Origin of the sequence: Streptomyces sp. NPDC008163, assembly GCF_042956885.1 — a bacterium.
Classification (GTDB): domain Bacteria; phylum Actinomycetota; class Actinomycetes; order Streptomycetales; family Streptomycetaceae; genus Streptomyces; species Streptomyces drozdowiczii_A.
Window position 1 is genome coordinate 352,867 of the sequence record NZ_JBIBHG010000009.1, and the last position, 12,648, is coordinate 365,514.

The window sequence follows — 12,648 nt, forward strand, 5'->3', positions numbered from 1 at the left end:
CGACGACGACATCTCCGGGTGATCCCGGAGCTCCATAGCCGCAGCGGGCGCCCAGGGCGCCGCCGCAGTGGCCATGTCGTTGTTCCCTCTGACCATTCCTCCGGGGCCGTGGTGTCCCCGTCCCCGGATGCACACGTGAGGCTCCGTATGTCCGACGCATCCCTCATCTGCTCGAACGTCTCCTTCTCCTGGCCGGACGACACCCCGGTCTTCTCCGGTCTGTCCTTCAGCGTGGGCAGCGGCCGTACCGGTCTCGTCGCGCCCAACGGCTCCGGGAAGAGCACGCTGCTCAGGCTGCTGGCCGGCGAGCTGCGCCCGGCCGCCGGTTCCGTCACCGTCGACGGCACCCTCGGCTACCTCCCGCAGAGCCTCCCTCTCACCGGTGACCTGTCGGTCTCCGAGGTGCTGGGCGTCGACGCGGTGATCCGCGCGCTGGACGCCGTGGAGTCCGGCGACGTGGACGAGAAGCACTTCGCGGTCATCGGCGACGACTGGGACATCGAGGAGCGCACCCGCGCCCAGCTCGACCGGCTCGGCCTCGAAGGCATCTCCCTGGACCGCGGCATCGGCACGCTCAGCGGAGGCCAGGTCGTCTCGCTCGGCCTCGCGGCGCAGCTGCTGAAGCGGCCGGACGTCCTGCTCCTCGACGAGCCGACGAACAACCTCGACCTCGCCGCGCGGCACCGCCTCTACGACACCCTGGAGTCCTGGAACGGCACGCTGCTGCTCGTCAGCCACGACCGCGCGCTCCTTGACCGCATGGACCGCATCGCCGAACTCGGCACATCGGAACTGCGGCTGTACGGGGGCAGCTTCACGGCGTACGAGGAAGCCGTGCGGGCCGAGCAGGAGGTGGCCGAGAAGAACGTCCGCAACGCGGAGCAGGAACTGAAGCGGGAGAAGCGCGAGATGCAGCAGGCCCGCGAGCGGGCCGAGCGGCGTGCGAGCAACGCGGCCCGCAACCTCAAGAACGCGGGCCTGCCCCGCATCTTCGCCGGAAACATGAAGCGCGGCGCCCAGGAGGCCGCCGGCAAGTCCGGCCAGACGCACGCCGCCCGGGTCGGCGAGGCGCAGGCCCGCCTGGACGAGGCGGGGCGTGCGGTACGCGACGAGCAGCGCATCACGCTCGACCTGCCGGACACCGATGTGCCGGCCGGCCGCACCGTGCTCCTCGCCGAGCACCTGCGGGTGCGCCTCGGCGGCCGTGAGCAGTTCTCCGGCGAGGGCGTCGACCTGACGGTGAGGGGCCCGGAACGCATCGCGCTGACCGGGCCCAACGGCGCCGGCAAGAGCACCCTGCTGCGGCTGGTCAACGGGGACCTGGAGCCGGACGGCGGGTCGGTCAGGCGCGCCGAGGGGCGCATCGCGTACCTCTCGCAACGGCTCGACCTGCTGGACCTCGGGCGCACGGTGACCGAGAACTTCGCCGCGTTCGCCCCGCACCGGGAGGAGGCCGAGCGGATGAACCTGCTCGCGCGCTTCCTCTTCCGCGGCGACCGCGCCCATCTGCCGGTCGGCGTGCTGTCGGGCGGCGAGCGGCTGCGGGCCACGCTGGCCTGTGTCCTGTGCGCGGAGCCGGCCCCGCAGCTGCTGCTCCTGGACGAGCCGACGAACAACCTGGACCTGGTGAGCGCCGGCCAGTTGGAGAGCGCGCTCGCCTCCTACCGGGGCGCGTTCATGGTCGTCAGCCACGACGAACGGTTCCTGGAACGGATCGGCGTGGACAGGTGGCTGCGGCTCGCGGACGGAGAGCTGCGTCAGACGGGAGGCCCGGAAGCATGAGCAGCCCCCTGCTCGCCCACGACCTGGTCCGCGTCCTCGGCACGAAGCGTGTCCTGGACGGGGTGTCGCTCATCGCGTCGCCCGGCGACCGCATCGGCCTCATCGGTGAGAACGGGGCGGGCAAGTCGACCCTCCTGCGGCTGCTCGCCGGGGTGGACGAGCCCGACGCCGGGCAGGTCACCCGGCCCGCCGATGTGGGGTACCTGCACCAGGAGATGCCATTCGACGCGGATTCCACCGTCGCCGGTGTCCTGGACGACGCCCTGCGCGAGGCGCGGGCCGATCTCGCCGAGCTGGACCGCCTCTCCGGTCTGCTCTCCCGTACGCCGGAGGACTCTCCGGAGCACGCCCGGCTCCTGGAAACGTACGGCGGACGGCTGCAGCAGGCCGAGGAGCGGGAGGTCTGGGACGCCGACCGGCGCGCGGCCGTCGTGCTCGGCGGGCTCGGGCTCGGCTCCCTGCCGCACGGCCGGACGCTGCGGTCGCTCTCGGGCGGGCAGCGCGGCCGGCTGGCGCTCGCGGCGCTGCTGGTGCGCCGGCCTGCCGCCCTCCTCCTGGACGAGCCGACCAACCATCTGGACGACGAGGCCGCCGCGTTCGTGGAGGAGCAGCTGCGCACGATGCCCGGGCCGGTGGTGCTCGCCGGTCACGACCGGGCGTTCCTGGACGCCGTCTGCACCGACCTCGTGGACCTCGATCCGGCGGTGGACGGGCCTGTACGGTACGGCGGCGGGTACAGCGCGTATCTGGCGGAGAAGCGGGCGGAGCGGGCGCGGTGGGAGCGCCGGTACGCCGAGGAGCAGGAGGAGCTCGGCGAGTTGCGCCGGTCGGCCGCCGTGACCGCGCGCCAGGTCGCGCCCGACCGGGGGCCGCGCGACAGCGAGAAGATGGGGTACGGGGTGCGGGCGGGCCGGGTGCAGAGCCAGATCGCGCGCCGGGTGCGCAACGCCACCCGTCGGCTGGACGAGGCGGAGCGCCGTCAGGTCGCCGAGCCGCCCGCCCCGCTGCGGTTCCGGTACCCGGAGCGGGCCGAGGCCTCCGCGCCGGGCACGCTGGTGTCCTTGCGCGGGGTGCGCTTCCCGGGCCGGCTGGCCGTCGACGAGCTCGACGTCGGGGCGTCCGACCGGCTGCTGGTGACGGGCGGCAACGGCACGGGGAAGTCGACGCTGATCGCGGTGCTCGCGGGCCGGCCGGTGGCGGCCGGGGAGGTGGTCCGGCGTCCTGGCCTGTCCGTCGGGGTGCTCGCCCAGGACAGCGTGTTCGCCCGGCCGGAGCGTACCGTCGCCGACACCTATGTACGGGTGCTGGGCGCCGACCGGGCGGAGCTGGTGCCGTTGCTGTCGCTCGGGCTGCTGCGCGAGGCGGACCTGGGCAAGGAGGTGCGGCAGCTGTCGGCGGGTCAGCGGCGCAGGCTCGCGCTCGCGCTGCTGATGGCCCGCCCGCCGGAGCTGCTGCTCCTGGACGAGCCGACCAACCACCTCTCCCCCGCACTGTGCGACGAGTTGGAAGAGGCGCTGGGCCCGGGGCCGGGGGCGGTCGTGGTGGCAAGCCACGACCGCTGGCTGCGGCGGCGCTGGCGGGGGCGCGAAGTGCGGCTGGGTGATTAGGGGCGGTCCGCCGCCGCTCGCAGGACGCGGTCCGGGCGGATCGGCAGTTCACGGTGGCGTACGCCCGTCGCGTGCCACACCGCGTTGGCGATCGCGGCGGCGACGCCCACGATGCCGATCTCGCCGATGCCCTTGATGCCGACGGGGTCGCCGGGCACCGGGTCGTCCACCCAGTCCGCCTCGATGAGCGGCACATCGGCGTGCGAGGCGACGTGGTATCCGGCGAGGTCGGCGTTGACGTGCCCGCCGGTCGCCGCGTCGCGGACCGCCTCCTCGTGGAGCGCCATGGACAGGCCCCAGGTCATGCCGCCGATGAGCTGGCTGCGGGCGGTGAGGGGGTTGACGATGGTGCCCGCCGCGAAGATGCCCAGCAGGCGGCGGGCGCGCACCTCGCCGGTGGTGACGTCGACGGCGACCTCGGCGAACTGGGCGCCGAACGAGTGCCGTTCACGCTGGGGCAGGGCGGCGATGGCGTCGGCGGTGTCGGCCCGGGCGGTGATCCCCTCGGGCGGGATGCCGCCGCCCAGCGCCAGCCGTTCGTGGAGGTCGGCCGCCGCGAGGCGCACCGCCCAGCCCCAGGAGCGGGTGCCGGTGGAGCCGCCGGCGATCATCGCGTGGCCCAGGTCGCTGTCGCCGATGCGCACCTGGACGAGGTCCGGGTCCGCCCTGAGCGCTTCCGCGGCGACGAGGGTCATGGCGGTACGCGCTCCGGTGCCGATGTCCGCCGCGTTGATCCGCACGGTGTAGCTGCCGTCGGCCTCGGCGGTGACGGCGGCGGTGGATCGGCCGACGCCCGAGGGGTAGGAGGCGGCGGCCGTCCCGGTGCCGATGAGCCAGCGGCCTTCGCGGCGCAGGCCGGGGCGCGGATCGCGGTCCGCCCAGCCGAACCGGCGGGCGCCCTCCTCGAAGCAGGAGAGCAGGTTGCGGCTGCTGAACGGCAGGCCGGAGACCGGGCCGTTGGCGGGTTCGTTGCGCACGCGCAGGGCGATGGGGTCCACGCCGCACTTCTCGGCGAGTTCGTCGAGGGCCGACTCGATGGCGAAGGAGCCGGGTGCCTCGCCGGGGGCGCGCATCCACGTCGGCGTGGGGACGTCGAGCCGTACGATCCGGTGCCGGGTGCGGTGCGCGTCTGCGTCGTACAGGACGCGGCCGAGCACGGCGCTCGTCTCGATGAACTCGTGCACGCCGGACGTGAGGTTCAGCGCCTCGTGGTCGAAGGCGCACAGCCGCCCTTCGGCGTCGGCCGCGACCCGGACGCGCTGGGCGGTGGGGCTGCGGTAGCCGACGAGCGAAAACATCTGACGCCTGGTCATGACGACGCGTACGGGCCGGTGCAGGGCCGTCGTTGCCATCACGGCGGCGACCTGGTGGGCACTCAGGCCCTTCGATCCGAAGGCGCCGCCGATGTGTTCGGAGCGCACGCGCACCGAGGCGGGGTCCAGGGAGAAGAGCTGGGCGAGTTCTCCGGCCACCCAGGAGCTGCCCTGGTTGGAGTCGGTGACGTCGAGCCGGCCGTCGTCCCAGCGGGCGGTCGCGGCGTGCGGCTCCATCGTGCAGTGGTGTTCCTCCGGCGTCGTGTACTCGGCGTCCACCACGAAGGCGGCGTCCTCGATCCGCGCCCGGACGTCCCCCTTGTCCGTGTCGGCCTGCACCATCGGGGAGTCCTCGGGCCGGTAGGCGTCGTCGCGGCCGGCGCGGAACGCCACGTCGTGCGGTTCCTCCTGGTAGCCGACGACCAGGGCCTCGGCTGCCTCCCGTGCCTGTTCGGGGGTCTCGGCCACCACGAGGGCCACCGGCCAGCCCACGAACGGCACCCGGTCGTGCTGGAAGAGCCCGACCACCGGGTTGGGCCGGCCGAGCATGCCCACGTAGTCGGTGTCGACGCGCGGGGCGTTGCCGTGGTGGAGCACGGTGAGCACGCCCGGCATGGCGAGGACGGGTTCGTCCGCCACGGCGGTGATCCGGCCCCGGGCGATCGTGGAGAGGACGAGCCAGCCGTGGGCGAGCCGGGCGAAGGGGATCTCGCCGGCGTAGCGGGCGGCGCCGGTGACCTTGTCGCGGCCCTCCACCCGGGAGCGGCCCGAGCCCACGGCCCCGGTGGGGGTGGTGGTACCGGTCGTCGTGGTCATCGGGCGGCCTCCTCGGCGAGTCGGGTGAGCTCGGCGACGACGAGGTTGCGCATCAGCGTCACCTTGTAGCCGTTCCCGGGCAGCGGCCGCGCGGCGGCCAGTTCGGCGTCGGCCGCCGAGGCGAAGGCGGCCGGGTCGGCCGGGCCGCCGGTCAGGGCCCGCTCGGCGGTCCGGGCCCGCCACGGCCGGGAGGCGACGGCCCCGAAGGCGAGGCGGGCGTCGCACACGACGCCGTCGCGTACGTCGAGGGCGGCGGCGACCGAGCCGATCGCGAAGGCGTACGAGGCACGCTCGCGCACCTTGCGGTAGCGGGAGTGCGCGGCGGCCGGGGCGGGCGGCAGTGTGACGCCGGTGATCACGGCCCCGGCGGGCAGCGCGGTCTCGATGTGCGGGGTGTCGCCCACGGGCAGGTAGAACTCCTCGATCGGCAACTCGCCCGGTCCGTCGGCCGTTTCGTACGAGACGACCGCGTCGAACGCGGCGAGGGCGACCGCCATGTCGGAGGGGTGCGTGGCGACGCAGTGGTCCGAAGCACCGAGGATCGCGTGGTTGCGGTGGTCCCCGGCGAGGGCGGGGCAACCGGTGCCGGGGACCCGCTTGTTGCAGGGTTTGGCGAGGTCGGCGAAGTAGCCGCAGCGGGTGCGCTGGAGGAGGTTGCCGCCGACGGTGGCCATGTTGCGCAGCTGCCCGGACGCTCCGGCGAGCAGCGCCTGGGCGAGTGCCGGGTAGTGGCGGCGTACGTCGGGGTGGGCGGCCAGGTCGCTGTTGGTGACGGTGGCGCCGATGCGCAGTCCGCTCCCGGCGCCGAACCCGATCTCGTCCAGCGGGAGTTCCCTGACGTCGATGAGGAGGCTGGGGCGCTCCACGCCCGCCTTCATCAGGTCGACCAGGTTGGTGCCGCCGCCGAGGAGCCGGGCACCGGGGTCGGTGCCGAGGAGAGCCACCGCTCCGGCGACGTCGTGGACCCGTTCGTAGCCGAACTCCCTCATGCCACACGCTCCTCGGCCCGGTCGGCGGTGTCCTCGGCGGCACGGGCGACCGCCTGGACGATCTGTGCGTACGCCCCGCAGCGGCAGAGGTTGCCGCTCATGCGCTCACGGATCTCGTCGGGGGTGAGCGCGGGCGCCCCGGCCTCGGGGCGCACGTCCTCGGTCGCGGCGCTGGGCCAGCCGGCGGCGTGCTCCTCGATGACCGCGAGGGCGGAGCAGATCTGGCCCGGGGTGCAGTAGCCGCACTGGTAGCCGTCGAGGTCGAGGAAGGCCTGCTGCACGGGGTGCAGGCGGTCGCCGTCCGCGACGCCCTCGATGGTGGTGACCTCGCGCCCCTCGGCGGCCACGGCGAGCTGGAGGCAGGCCACGGCCCTGCGGCCGTCGAGCAGCACCGTACAGGCGCCGCACTGGCCCTGGTCGCAGCCCTTCTTGGTGCCGGTCAGGTCGAGGCGTTCGCGTAGCGCGTCGAGCAGGGTGGTGCGGTGGTCGACGGTCAGCGTGTATTTTTCGCCGTTGACGCGCAGGGTGACGGCGCTGGACGTCGATGGGGCCATGATCAGCCTTCTTTCGCAGGGGCTGGACCGCTCCGCACGGGACCGTGTGCGGCGGTGCGGGAGGCGGAGAGCGCGGCGTGCGGGTGGGGGGCCGACGGAAGCCGGTCGGTCAAGTGGCCTGATCCGGCGCTGCGGTGGAGGCAAGCGGACAGCTGTCCGCTTGGTTGTCGAACCTAACGGACGACTGTCCGGCGAGCAAGGCCGTCCCCGGCCGCGGCTCGGGAGGGGGGAAGGGTGCGGGACGCGAGGAGCACGCCCACACGGCCGGACGCGCAGCGCAACCGCGAACGCATCCTGGCCGTCGCGCTCACCGAGCTGACCCGGGCCGCGGACACCCCGGTGAGCGTGATCGCGCGGAAGGCGGGCGTGGGCCAGGGCACGTTCTACCGCAACTTCCCCCACCGCGAGGCCCTGGTCCTCGAGGTCTACCGGTACGAGATGCGGCAGGTCGCCGACGCGGCGGCCCAGCTCCTCGCCGACCGCCCGGCGGACCGGGCCCTGCGCGAGTGGATGGACCGCCTCGCCCGGTACGCCATGGCGAAGGCGGGCCTGGCGGACGCCCTGCGCGCCGCGACCAGCGGACACGGCAGCCTGGCGCAGGTCGGCCACGGCCCGGTGACCGAGGCGGTCACGCTGCTGCTGGCGGCGAACGAGGCGGCGGGCACGATACGCGCCGGGGTGACGCCGGACGACTTCCTCCTCGCCATAGCGGGCCTGTGGCAACTGGACCCGCACAGCGACTGGCAGCCCCGCGCCGCCCGCCTCTTCGACCTGGTCACGGACGGGCTGCGGGCGGGCGCGTCCGGAGTCGAACACATGCCCCGTCACCCGGATCAACGGCACACCGGCTAGCCGATGTTGACGACGCGCGCCCACTCGGGCGGCGTGTCCGGTACGTAATCCGGATCCTCCTCGTCCCAGGAGTCCCGGTCCGCCCGGTCGAAGAGCCCCACCACCGTCCGGCACGCGGGCTGGGCCGAGGGCCAGGGGGTCTGCCCGTCGGTCAGGGCGACGACGACGTCGGGCCGGGGGTGCGTCCGCAGCGCCTTGGCGAAGCCCGTACGCAGATCGGTGCCGCCGCCGCCCACCAGCTCGATGCCCTCCGCATGGCACAGCGGGTGTACGACCCGGGCCGCCGCGTCGCAGGACAGGACCCTGACGAGGTCCCGGCGACCGCCCACGGCCCGGGTGATCGCGGACACCTCCAGCAGCGCGCTGCCCAGCTCCGCGTCGCTGACCGAGGCCGAGGTGTCGATGACCACGGACACGTGCGGTGGTCTGCGCCGCAGGCTCGGCAGGACCACCCCGGGCAGCCCGGCCGAGCGCCGCGAGGGACGCCCGTACGAGTAGTCGTCGCCCGCCCCGGGACCGGAGACGGCCGAGCGGACGGCGGCCCCCAGCAGGTCGCGCCACGCCTGGGGCGGGTGGAACGCCTCCTCCGCCCACCGTTTCCACGCCCTGGGCGCATGGCCGGGGCGGCCTTTGATGCCCTGGGCCACCCGGAAGCGCACCGCGTCGCGCTCGTGCTCGCTGAGCCCGTGCGCACCGTCGGGTCCGAGGTCCCACTCCCGGTCGAGTCCGTCGGAGCCGCTGCCGCAGTCCAGCCAGGCGAAGTCCTGCGTACGGGGCCCGAGCCGGAACAGGCGCAGGTACTCCTCCATCAGCTTTCCCTCGGGGAGCCCCAGCGTCGCGGGCCACACGGCTCCCTCGGGGGCGGCCAGCCCGTCCCCGTACACGTCGTCGTTGATCTCGCAGTCGGCCGCGATGTTCATCCGCAACCGCTCCCCCGCACCGGTCAGCCCGTGTTGGCGCGCGAACCGGTCACCGCGCCCGTGGTGATCGCGCAGCAGGTGCGACACCTCGTGCACCCACGCCCCGGCGAGTTCCTCCACCGGTGTGCGGTCCACGAACCACGGCGAGACGTAGCACCGCCAGTGGCGGTCGACGGCCATCGTCGGAACGCGCCGCGACTCGACCACGTGGAGGGCGAACAGGGCCGTCGCCAGGAACGGGCGCGCCCTGACCGCCTGCAACCGGGCGGCGAAGAGCTTGTCGCGGTCCAGCTCGGCCCCGGTCACCGGCCGCCCTTCGTCGCCATGGCCGCGCGAGCGGCCGCGTCCTCGGCGCGCCGGGACACCGACACGACTCCCGCCAGCGCCTCGATCGAAGCGGGCACGTCCCACTCCTCCCGCCGGAGCGCGGCGAGGGTGGTGGCGGGGACGACGACCAGGTCCGGTGCCCCGGTCTCCACCGCGCGCACCAGCACCGTCCAGGCGGCGTCCCAGCGCGGCCGGTCGAGGCGTCCGCGCACCGCCGCAACCACCCCGTCGAGCACCGCCTGCCGCAGGTCCCCCCGTTCGGGCAGCACGGCGGACACGGGGTCGGCGAGGAGCGTTTCGGGGTCCGGGAGGTCCATCCGGTCGATGGCCGCGAGGAGTTCGAGCCCCGGCCCGTCCCCGACCGTGCCCCGGACGAGGGGCGAGAGCACGTCGCGGGAGACACCGGCGGCGGTGGCGAAGGCGATCAGGGTGAGGGTCATGTCCCAGCTCCGGGGCGACGGCCAGGGGCCGCCCCTGCGGGTCTCGCCGCTGGGCAGCCGGTGGACGAGCGCGGGACGGGCCGCGAGGAGACCGCACACGGCCCGGCGGGCGAAGTCGACGGCCTCGCCGAGGCGTTCGGGCCGGAGCCGGGGCAGGGCCGCCCGGGGCCAGGTCCCGCCGAGGCCGCGTACGACCACGTCGTGGTCATGGGTCCACTGGAGGTGGACGAACCGGTTGGCCAGCGGCGGGCTCAGCTCCCAGCCGTCGGCCGCCGACGAACGCGGGTTGGCGGCGGCCACGATCCGTACGCCGGGCGGCAGTCGCAGCGCCCCGACCCGACGTTCGAGTACGAGCCGGAGGAGGGCCGCCTGCACGGCGGGCGGGGCCGTGGACAGTTCGTCCAGGAAGAGCAGTCCGCGCCCGGCCCGGACCAGGCGCACGGCCCAGTCCGGGGGTGCCATGGGGACGCCCTGTTCCGCCGGATCGTCCCCGACGACGGGCAGTCCGGAGAAGTCGGAGGGCTCGTGCACGCTGGCGATGACCGTGGTGAGGGGCAGCTCGAGGTCATCGGCGAGCTGGGTGAGGGCAGCGGTCTTGCCGATGCCCGGTTCTCCCCACAGCAGGACGGGCAGGTCGGCGGCGACGGCCAGCGTCAGGGCCTCCAGCTGGGTGTCGGGGCGCGCTTCGGTCGCCGTGTCGCGCAGCAGGGCCGTGAGCGCTCCGGCGATGTCGAGCGGGGATGCCGGGAGTGGGACGGAAGGGGTGCTTACGGGCATGGGTCATCACCTTGTGTGTCGTGGCGGGTTCAGGGCGGTGCCGGTCCCGGGACCGGGCGGTGCGGGGTGCGGGCGCACCCGTCAGCGCGCTCCCGCCCGGCGCGGGCGTGTGCGGCGTGCGGGGGCGGGCGGGGGGACGGGGTGGCAGGTGCTGGGTCCGGGTTCGATCAGGTCGGCGCGGTACAGCCCGTAGGTGATCCTGCGGAGTGCCGCCGTCTCCAGTTCCTCGCGGAGCGGGCCGTCGCGGAGCTGTGCGCCGGGGCCCAGGAGTCCTTCGACGACGGCGAGGGCGCCGGTGATGTCGCCGTGGTCGAGCCGTTCCCGTACTCCGGTGAGGCAGTCCGGGCGGCGGTGGGCCTCATCGATGGCCCTGAGGCAGGGCAACGGGGTCCCGGTCAGGGCCACCAGGAGTTCCTCGCGGCGGATCTCGGCCGGGTCGTGGTCCAGGGCGGACAACACCCCGTCGACCAGGCCGATCCGGTGCCGGGCGCCCCGGCAGTCCACGACGCGCGGGTGCCCGGCGCCCGCCGGGACCGGTGGCGGACCTGCCGGTGCGTGCCCGGGGGCGAGCGCGCCCGCGACGAGCGGGTGCAGCCGGTCGGGCCCGATCGCGCCGGACCGCAGGAGTTCGAGGTCGGGCAGCGCCCAGGTGGCCGCGTCGGGCAGCACCAGCGGGGTGCGGGCGGCGTCCGCCCCGGTCTCCGCGAGCCGCAGACGGCCGTCCGCCGTCGCGTGCAGCAGCAGCCGGTGCCGCCCGCCCAGCCGTACGGTGACGGGGCCCGAGGAGCGGCCCTCGGCACCGAGCAGCAGCGCGGCCTCCGCCGCCCAGCGGCCGACGGCACAGCGGCGCCCCGGCGGCAGCCGGACGCCCCCGTCGCCCTCGCCTCCGCAGGCTCCGGCGCGTACCCGCAGGTCAGCGGTGCTGCGCGCGTCCCAAAGATGGCGGTGCAGGTCGAGCCGGAACCGTCGGCTGGGGTGGGGGTGCGGATGCAGGCGTACGGTCCCGGAGCCGGTGCCGTCCCACAGGCCGAGGCTGATCCGCTGCCCGGCGTCCGCCCAGGCGGGCGGTGTTCTGGCCACCAGCTGCACGGGGGCCGGGGCGCGAGCCGTTCCGGCACGCGGCTCGGAGTCGTACCGCGCGAGCGCGATCGTCAGCCCGGGGCGCAGCAGGCCGCGCGGGGCGATTCTCGGCAGGTGCCAGCGCAGCAGGTCCGGTGCCAGGTGGCGCAGGTCCGCGCGTACGCGGGCGGCGAGTTCCCGCCCGTGCGTGCGGGCCAGGGACCGGGGGGTGAACTCGACGTCCACACCGGCGGCGGCGCACGCGCCGGACCAGTCGCCGGTACGGCGCCGGGCGGTGGCGGTTTCGATCATCGAGGGCGGCACGGCGAACTCGCGCACGCGCAGCCAGAAGGACAGGAAGGGATCCTCGTCGGGCCGGTGAGTGGTCATCAGCACTCACCTTGCGCGGACGGGTCCCCCAATCTGTGGAGAGAGTGAGTCGTCATCGCGGCACAGCGTAGCCGCCCGGCGCCGGGCGCGCAGCCCTTATTCGGTGAGGCCGGCCGCCAGCGTGGCTCCCAGTTCCCAGCACGCCTCCGTGTCCGCCCTGGCCGGCTCGCCCGTCACCTTCACGGCCTCCGCCGCCCGGCGCCAGCCGAGGCCGGTGGTGATCGTCTCGATGCCGCGCACGGCTCCGGTGACGTCGTTGCCGCCGTGCACGTAGTAACCGAAGGGACGGCCCTGCGTGGTGTCGAGGCACGGGTAGTAGATCTGGTCGAAGAAGTGCTTGAGCGCGCCGGACATGTAGCCGAGGTTGGCCGGGGTGCCGAGGAGGAGTCCGTCCGCTTCGAGGACGTCGGAAGCCGTCGCGGCGAGCGCGGCGCGCCGTACGACGCGTACGCCCTCGATCTCGTCCGTCGTCGCGCCGGAGACGACCGCCTCGAAGAGGGCCTGGCAGTTGGGCGAGGGCGTGTGATGCACGATCAGGAGTGTGGGCACAGCTCCGAACCCTGCCGTCCAGCCTCCTCCGTAGCAAGCCGGGCGCGCGTGGTGCGCCGTCGTTCAGGAGCGGTGGCCGAAGAACTCGGCCTAGGTGTATTGACCACGAGCGTTGTTAACTCGGATCAGGTCTTGATCATGACGAAGACCTCCGGTGTGGTGGAGGTGTCTAGGCTCTACACCGCACACGGAGGTCTTCGTGTCCCACCGTAATGCCCGGCTGACCGTGCACGGCAGGCGGATCCTGGTCGAGCGCGTCCAGTCCGGCCGTCC

The 12,648-nt window shown here is 74.4% G+C and carries 10 protein-coding genes; 3 read left to right on the plus strand and 7 right to left on the minus strand.

Annotated features, from left to right (window positions below; genetic code table 11):
• The first annotated feature begins 147 nt into the window (after window positions 1-147).
• Both abc-f and ACFZAT_RS22020 read left to right on the plus strand, forming a co-directional pair.
• A complete protein-coding gene (gene abc-f / locus ACFZAT_RS22015; RefSeq protein ID WP_391265980.1) occupies window positions 148-1,782 on the plus strand; it encodes a ribosomal protection-like ABC-F family protein in 1,635 nt (544 codons plus the stop codon).
• A complete protein-coding gene (locus ACFZAT_RS22020; RefSeq protein WP_391265985.1) occupies window positions 1,779-3,389 on the plus strand; it encodes an ATP-binding cassette domain-containing protein in 1,611 nt (536 codons plus the stop codon). The genes abc-f and ACFZAT_RS22020 overlap by 4 nt, the downstream gene beginning before the upstream one ends.
• On the opposite strand, the gene ACFZAT_RS22025 is transcribed toward ACFZAT_RS22020, so the two are convergent.
• From ACFZAT_RS22025 to ACFZAT_RS22035, 3 genes are read right to left on the minus strand one after another with little or no spacing between them, the layout of a single operon-like run.
• Entirely contained in the window at window positions 3,386-5,518 is a 2,133-nt protein-coding gene (locus ACFZAT_RS22025; protein ID WP_391265987.1) for a molybdopterin cofactor-binding domain-containing protein, read from the minus strand. The genes ACFZAT_RS22020 and ACFZAT_RS22025 overlap by 4 nt on opposite strands.
• Window positions 5,515-6,507, minus strand: coding sequence for an FAD binding domain-containing protein (locus ACFZAT_RS22030; protein WP_391265989.1), 993 nt, complete (start codon window positions 6,505-6,507; stop codon window positions 5,515-5,517). The genes ACFZAT_RS22025 and ACFZAT_RS22030 overlap by 4 nt, the downstream gene beginning before the upstream one ends.
• The gene (locus ACFZAT_RS22035; RefSeq protein ID WP_391265993.1) at window positions 6,504-7,061 is read right to left on the minus strand and encodes a 2Fe-2S iron-sulfur cluster-binding protein; all 558 of its coding nucleotides are present in this window, start codon (window positions 7,059-7,061) and stop codon (window positions 6,504-6,506) included. The genes ACFZAT_RS22030 and ACFZAT_RS22035 overlap by 4 nt, the downstream gene beginning before the upstream one ends.
• Before the next feature lie 234 nt (window positions 7,062-7,295).
• Here ACFZAT_RS22035 and ACFZAT_RS22040 point away from each other — a divergent pair, with 234 nt between their 5' ends.
• Window positions 7,296-7,913, plus strand: coding sequence for a TetR family transcriptional regulator (locus ACFZAT_RS22040; RefSeq protein ID WP_391265996.1), 618 nt, complete (start codon window positions 7,296-7,298; stop codon window positions 7,911-7,913).
• Here ACFZAT_RS22040 and ACFZAT_RS22045 read toward each other — a convergent pair.
• From ACFZAT_RS22045 to ACFZAT_RS22060, 4 genes are all read right to left on the minus strand, one after another.
• Window positions 7,910-9,139 (minus strand): VWA-like domain-containing protein, encoded by a 1,230-nt coding sequence (locus ACFZAT_RS22045; RefSeq protein ID WP_391265999.1) that lies wholly within the window; start codon window positions 9,137-9,139, stop codon window positions 7,910-7,912. The two genes, ACFZAT_RS22040 and ACFZAT_RS22045, sit on opposite strands and share 4 nt — an antisense overlap.
• Window positions 9,136-10,377 (minus strand): AAA family ATPase, encoded by a 1,242-nt coding sequence (locus tag ACFZAT_RS22050; protein ID WP_391266003.1) that lies wholly within the window; start codon window positions 10,375-10,377, stop codon window positions 9,136-9,138. Before ACFZAT_RS22050 ends, ACFZAT_RS22045 begins: the two co-directional genes overlap by 4 nt.
• 81 nt (window positions 10,378-10,458) lie before the next feature.
• Complete coding sequence (locus ACFZAT_RS22055) at window positions 10,459-11,826, minus strand: hypothetical protein (protein ID WP_391266006.1); 1,368 nt, start codon at window positions 11,824-11,826, stop codon at window positions 10,459-10,461.
• 96 nt (window positions 11,827-11,922) lie between these two features.
• Window positions 11,923-12,375, minus strand: a complete 453-nt coding sequence (locus tag ACFZAT_RS22060; protein WP_391266009.1) for an NAD(P)H-dependent oxidoreductase — start codon at window positions 12,373-12,375, stop codon at window positions 11,923-11,925.
• Window positions 12,376-12,648 lie beyond the last annotated feature (273 nt).